The sequence below is a fragment of the Aquaspirillum sp. genome, from assembly GCF_055136605.1.
This window is the reverse complement of sequence record NZ_JBSQVP010000098.1, coordinates 1-5,761: the sequence shown is the minus strand read 5'-3', so window position 1 is coordinate 5,761 and position 5,761 is coordinate 1. Positions and strand designations below refer to the sequence as shown.

At 49.6% G+C, this 5,761-nt stretch carries 6 protein-coding genes; all 6 read right to left on the bottom strand.

Annotated elements, in window-relative coordinates; genetic code table 11:
- A partial coding sequence (gene lpxB / locus ACTBZS_RS11725) for a lipid-A-disaccharide synthase (protein ID WP_463044254.1) occupies positions 1-951 on the bottom strand: 951 nt, incomplete at its 3' end.
- Between the two features lie 2 nt (positions 952-953).
- Positions 954-1,727: an acyl-ACP--UDP-N-acetylglucosamine O-acyltransferase gene (gene lpxA, locus ACTBZS_RS11720; RefSeq protein WP_460430793.1), complete on the bottom strand. Its 774-nt coding sequence runs from the start codon at positions 1,725-1,727 to the stop codon at positions 954-956.
- A gap of 4 nt (positions 1,728-1,731) precedes the next feature.
- Positions 1,732-2,211, bottom strand: a complete 480-nt coding sequence (gene fabZ / locus ACTBZS_RS11715) for a 3-hydroxyacyl-ACP dehydratase FabZ (protein WP_463044253.1) — start codon at positions 2,209-2,211, stop codon at positions 1,732-1,734.
- 9 nt (positions 2,212-2,220) lie between these two features.
- A complete protein-coding gene (gene lpxD / locus ACTBZS_RS11710; protein ID WP_463044252.1) occupies positions 2,221-3,267 on the bottom strand; it encodes a UDP-3-O-(3-hydroxymyristoyl)glucosamine N-acyltransferase in 1,047 nt (348 codons plus the stop codon).
- Positions 3,264-3,755 carry an OmpH/Skp family outer membrane protein gene (locus tag ACTBZS_RS11705; protein ID WP_022653113.1) on the bottom strand — a complete coding sequence of 164 codons (492 nt, stop codon included), beginning with the start codon at positions 3,753-3,755 and terminating at the stop codon, positions 3,264-3,266. Before ACTBZS_RS11705 ends, lpxD begins: the two co-directional genes overlap by 4 nt.
- A gap of 15 nt (positions 3,756-3,770) precedes the next feature.
- Positions 3,771-5,761 (bottom strand): outer membrane protein assembly factor BamA (bamA, locus tag ACTBZS_RS11700; RefSeq protein WP_463044251.1); only part of this gene is annotated, 1,991 nt, incomplete at its 5' end.

Genomic DNA, 5,761 nt, shown 5'->3' with positions numbered 1-5,761 from the left:
ACAGACATAAGGCAGTTTGAGCTTACGCTTAACCAACTGATAGGTCATGGCAGAAATACGATAGCTAATCACCATCGGACGTTTTGCCAAAGCCACTTCTAAGGTTGCCGTGCCACTCGCCACCAATACGCCGTCCGCCGCAATCATTGCATCACCAGCATGACCATACAGCACCCGTAACGGCAACGATTCCATCTTCCACTCTTTTAGTAACGCTTGGACACGTTCTAATGTGGGCCGCGTTGCAACGGGCAATAAGAATTGCGCGTCTGGCAAGGCTTGATGAATCAGCGAGGCTGCCTCTAAAAAAAGCTGCCCCATGTATTCAATTTCACTGATGCGGCTACCGGGAAGAATGGCAAACACTGGACTGTCTATCGCCAATTGCAAGCGATGGCGCATGGCATCGCGGTCGGGGGCATCAGGAAAACGCTGTGCCAGCGGATGACCAACAAAGGTCACTGCCACCCCTGCTTTTTCGTACAGAGGCGGTTCCATCGGGAACAAAGCCAAGATGTGATGCACTGAGCGCTTAATGCGTTCAATCCGTTCAGGCCGCCAAGCCCAAATCGAAGGACTGACATAATGGACGGTTGGAATACCCGCCTCTTTAAGCGTTTCTTCTAAGCCAAGATTAAAGTCAGGGGCATCAATCCCAATAAACACATCGGGAGGTTCAGCCAACAGTGCCTTTTTCAAGCCACGGCGAATTCCCAATAGGCGGGGTAAACTGCGTAATACTTCAGCATAACCCCGCACTGCCAGTGCTTCTTGTGGATACAAGCTATGTAATCCCTGCGCTTCCATTTTGGGGCCACCGATACCAACACATTCAATGTCTGGCCGTTGTTGCCGCAAGGCTTCGATCAGATGCGCGCCGAGTGTATCGCCTGACGCTTCTCCAGCAACCAAGGCCACTTTTAAGGCCTGAGGACGAGAAAACAAAGGCATGATTATCGAATCACACCACGTTGGCTACGCGCAAAGAAATCCGGAAAGAGGTGTAACACGGGCTCGTTCTCGGCAGCTTGTGCAATACGTTGTTTGGCTTCTTCCAGCGGTAACCCTTCTCGATAGAGGGTTTTATAGGCACGCCGAATAATGCGAATTTGCTCACTGCTAAAACCACGACGTTTTAAGCCTTCGCTGTTAATGGTCGCGGGGCGAGCATGATTACCCGCTACTGTCACATAGGGCGGGACATCCTGCACGATAATCGACCCCCCTGCGCTCATCGCATGGGCCCCAATTTTGCAAAATTGATGTACCGCCGTCAGACCACCAAGGATCACCCAATCATCGACTTCGACATGACCAGCGAGGGTAGCGTTATTAGCCAAGATAGTATGGCTGCCAACAACACAGTCGTGAGCAATATGGACATAGGCCATGATCCAATTATCGTCACCGATACGGGTGATACCCTTATCTTGCACTGTACCGACACTAAGGGTGCAAAATTCGTGGATCGTATTGCCATGACCAATCCACAATTCGGTTGGCTCGCCACGATATTTTTTATCCTGAGGCGCACAACCCACTGCCGCATGGGAATGGATTACATTGTTTTCACCCAGATGCGTGCGGCCGCTGATTACCACATGCGCACCGATACGGCTGCCAGCGCCAATGGTGACCTCAGGCCCAATCACCGCGAAGGGGCCAACTTCAACAGAAGAGTCGAGCTGTGCTTGTGGATCGACAACAGCAGAAGGATGAATGGCCATGGTGTTAAATCTCCCGCCGCGCACACATTAAATCAGCCTCACAGGCCAATTCACCATCAACTAAGGCACGGGCGGAAAATTTGCCAATGCCGCGTGATACCCGCAACATTTCCACTTCAAAAATCAGTTGATCGCCCGGCACCACTTGACGTTTAAAACGCGCATTATCGATACCGACAAAGAAATACAATGCGTTTTCTTGCCGTACATCACCATCATGGGTTTTGATAGCTAAAATACCTGCCGCTTGCGCCAAGGCTTCAATAATCAATACCCCCGGCATCACCGGATATTGTTCAAAATGTCCCACAAAAAATTGTTCATTCACGGTCACATTTTTTAATGCTTTAACGCGCTTGCCTTTTTCCAGTTCTAGTACGCGATCAACCAGCAAAAAAGGATAGCGGTGAGGCAACAATTTCATAATGTCACGAATGTCGATCTGGGTTTCGATTTCGGTTGTTTGTAGCGAAGTATCGCTCATAATCAAGTCCTAAGAATGAGTCTCTGACGCAGCCTGCTGCGCCTCCAACGTCTTAACGCGTTGGTATAATCGATCAAGCTGACGCAATTGCGCAGCGTTATGGGTCCATTCACGATGGGTCGCTAATGGATAAACAGCGGTGTAATGTCCGGGCTCACGGATGGACTTCGCCACCAATGTTCCGCCCGAGATATGCACACGGTCACCAATTTGCAGATGACCAGAAATCATGCCGGCGCCCCCCACCATACAGTAGGCACCAATACGCGTTGAACCGGCCACCCCGACACACGCCGCCATCGCGGTATATTTGCCAACACGGACGTTATGAGCAATTTGAATTTGATTATCCAAACGCGCCCCATATTCAATCACCGTATCGGCTAAAGCACCGCGATCAATGGTGGTATTGGCGCCAACATGAACATTGTCTTCAATCACCACTCGGCCAATTTGTGGAATATCAAACCACCCTTCCTCAGCCCCAGCCCATGCCATACCAAACCCATCGGCACCAATGACCGCGCCACTGTGAATCACACAGCGCGCACCAATTCGGCAATCACGGTAAACCGTGACACGGGGATGTAATACCGTGCCAGCACCGATTTCTACCCCATCCCCCACCACACAACCGGCATGAATCACAACATCATCAGCGATTTTGACCCCCACACCGATTACCACTTGGGCGGCAATATGTACCGATGGCGCAATGTCGCTGTGATCACCGATGACGGCAGAGGAATGAATTGTCGGTGTATAACGCGGTTGTGGATGCAGTAACCGCGCAACTTTAGCAAAATAGAGATACGGATCTGCAGCCAGAATCGCACTATTGGGCACCTGCTCTGCCAATTCTGGACGCACAATCACCGCTGCAGCGCGACAAGCGGCCAATTGCTGGCGATATTTCGGATTGGCCAGAAAAGCGATATCACCATCGCCAGCGGTTTCCAATGGTGCGACAGCCTTAATCTGCACATCGTCACCACGCCACTCTCCACCGAGCGCCGCCACCAACTCGGATAAATGAAACCCCACGGTTTGGCTCATTTATCCAACTCCTTCAACACTCGGTCGGTTAAGTCATAGCGCGGGCTGACATACACAGCATCTTGCAAAATCAAATCAAACTGATCTTGCGCTGCCAACTGACGAATAGCGCGGTTTGCACGGTCGCGTACAGCAGCAAATTCTTCATTGCGGCGCAATGCCAAGTCCTCACGGAACTCACGCTGTTTTGCTTGAAACTCACGATCTAGCTGTGCCAGCTCGCGCTCACGGTTGCGGCGTTCGCTGTCGTCCGGCTTCATTTTTTCAATGCGACTTTGCAAATCACGCGCACGCGCTGCCAACTTTTTCAGCTCTTGTTCGCGCTGAGCAAACTCACGTTCTAGGCGTTGTTGTGCCAATACTGCTGGTTTTGCCTCACTGTAAATCCGTTCAGTGCTGACATAACCAAACTTAAATTCAGCGGCTGCCGCTGGCCATGCCGACAGCAAACCTAAGATTGCTAAGCCCGTGCTTATCCGTTTTCTCATGGTCAACCTTTGTCCTTAGAACGTGGTGCCCAATGTAAATTGGAAACGCTGTAGCTTGTCGTCTTCTTTCTTACGTAAGGGATAGGCCAAGCTAAATTTCATCGGGCCGATTGGCGACAACCAAGTCAGAGCAGCACCGGCAGAGTAGCGAATCTCGTCAGAAGCACCGGTCTTAATCTCGCCCCCCCACAATGTCCCAGCATCGACAAAGGCACTGGCACGAATGGTCTTATCGTCTTTCATCCCGGGGAAGGGGAACAGCAATTCGGCACTGGCCACCGCACGCCGCGTTCCGCCATAAGCATCGCCATTTTCGTCTTTTGGACCAATGGTGCCGGTTTCAAATCCTCGCAATGAACCAATCCCACCCAAGAAGAAGTTTTGGTAGAACGGCATTTTTTCTGTGCTGCCGTAAGGTTGAACAAAGCTCAACTCACCCGACAACGCCAAAGTAAAGGTTTTTGATAAGGGGAAAAACCATTGTTGTGCGTGAACAAATTTACCGTATTCAATATCGCCACCGGGTAAGCCAAATTCGGTGTTCACTCGCATCACCCGACCTTGTGTAGGCCATAGGGCGCTATCACGGGTATCACGTGCCCAACCGGCGCGGGCTAACCATGTCAGGTTGCTCTTGCCGAAATCGCGCACAAAATCACGATAGCGAATTGGACTGTCCTCAAACACTTCAACCTTATTGTGTTCTGCACCCAAACTAAAGTTGACAGTATCGTATTCGGTAATCGGTACGCCGAAACGGACAGCAAAACCCGAGGTATCGGTCTGGTAGTTGTAGCGATCAATGTTGTTTGGGGTATAACGACGTGTGTAAACGTCATAACCAAGTGACACGCCGTCAATGGTGAAATACGGGTCGGTAAACGACAGGTTGAGATAACGATTTAATTTGGACGTATTAAACGAAGCACTGACCGCTTTACCTGAACCAAAGAAGTTAGACTGTGAAATCCCTGCGGATAAGATCAGCCCTTCATTTTGGGCATAACCGGCCCCTAACGTCACATTACCTGTTGGCTTTTCTTTCACCGAGAAGTTGACATCGACTTGGTCAGCGGTGTCAGGCACAGGTGGGGTTTCGACGTTGACATCGGTAAAGTAACCCAGCAAATCAACCCGTTCTTTAGACCGCTTAATTTTTGCCGAGTCATACCAACCGCCCTCAACCTGCCGCATCTCACGCCGAATCACCTCATCACGAGTACGCGTATTGCCCACAATGTTAATGCGGCGTACATAACTGCGCTTACCGGGATCGACAAAGAAGGTAAACGCCACTTGTTGTTTATCGCGATCAACCTGTGGTGCAACGTTGATATTGGCAAAGGCGTAGCCTTCTTGTCCTAAACGTTCACTTAATGCAGAAACCGAACCATTCACCTTGTCTCGCGTAAAGGTATCGCCGGTTTTGATTTGCAATAAATTACGCATTTCTGGCTCGGCAACAATTAAATCACCCGCCAGTTTGACATCAGAAACAGTGTATTTTGCCCCTTCGGTGATATTGACCGTGAGGAACATATCTTGTTTATCAGGGCTAATACTGACTTGGGTAGAGTCAATCGAAAACTCAAAGTAGCCTTGATTCAGATAAAAAGCACGTAACTTTTCTAAGTCACCAGATAATTTTGGTTTGGAATATTGATCGTCCTTCGTAAACCAAGATAACCAGCCGCCTGTCGATAACGAAAACTCTTTTAATAAATCTTTTTCTTCAAAGGCACGATTACCGACAATTCGAATCGATTTGATGCGTGCTGCCGCACCTTCGTTAATATCAAACGTAATCGCGACACGGTTACGCTCCAGTGGCGTGACTTTGGTATTGACTTCAACCGAGTATTTACCTCGGCTGTAGTATTGACGTTTTAATTCTTGTGTCGCCAAATCGAGCAAAGCACGGTCGAAAATCCGTGATTCGGCTAATCCATTTTCTTTTAAGGCTTTTTTCAGTTGGTCTTTATCAAACCTGTCTCTTATACACATCT

Coding starts and splice junctions, on each gene's coding strand:
- ACTBZS_RS11705 (WP_022653113.1), bottom strand. CDS start 3,755: ATGAGAAAACGGATAAGCACGGGCTTAGCAATCTTAGGTTTGCTGTCG.
- lpxD (WP_463044252.1), bottom strand. CDS start 3,267: ATGAGCCAAACCGTGGGGTTTCATTTATCCGAGTTGGTGGCGGCGCTC.
- lpxA (WP_460430793.1), bottom strand. CDS start 1,727: ATGGCCATTCATCCTTCTGCTGTTGTCGATCCACAAGCACAGCTCGAC.
- fabZ (WP_463044253.1), bottom strand. CDS start 2,211: ATGAGCGATACTTCGCTACAAACAACCGAAATCGAAACCCAGATCGAC.